This is a genomic window from Pseudoalteromonas sp. 0303, from assembly GCF_013349995.1.
GTDB lineage: Bacteria > Pseudomonadota > Gammaproteobacteria > Enterobacterales > Alteromonadaceae > Pseudoalteromonas.
Genome location: NZ_JABVXF010000164.1, coordinates 1 through 399 on the forward strand (window position 1 = coordinate 1; position 399 = coordinate 399).

Annotated in this window: 1 pseudogene; it reads left to right on the forward strand. The window is 41.4% G+C overall.

The features are described 5' to 3' along the window. A pseudogene (locus tag HUS62_RS22620) lies at nt 1-399 on the forward strand (cellulose synthase); the annotation flags it as partial.

A 399-nucleotide genomic window follows, 5' to 3' on the forward strand; every position in this document is an offset into this window, starting at 1 on the left:
TTGCGTTATAGCCATGCACTATTTTTACGTTCGTTGAACGATTACCAAGGAGCACTGGCAACCTTAGATTACATTCCTAATAACGCGCGCACTGAACAAATTAATGTGCTTACAGAGCAGCTAAGTATTAATACCAAACTAGAAAGGCTCTCTGCCAACAATACAGCCACTAATAAAGCCACGGTGATTTATAAGCTCACCGAGTTAGAAGCACAGCCATTAACACCTTTAATGCAAGCTGAGCTTGCCAGTCAATGGCAACAAATTAATGAGCAGCAGTATGCAATAAGGCAACTGAAAAAAGCTCTTACTCGTGACCCAAGTTTGAGCCCATATTGGCACATGACATATGCAAATTGGCTAATTGAAAGCAACGATAAAAACGCTGCTGATAGCTGG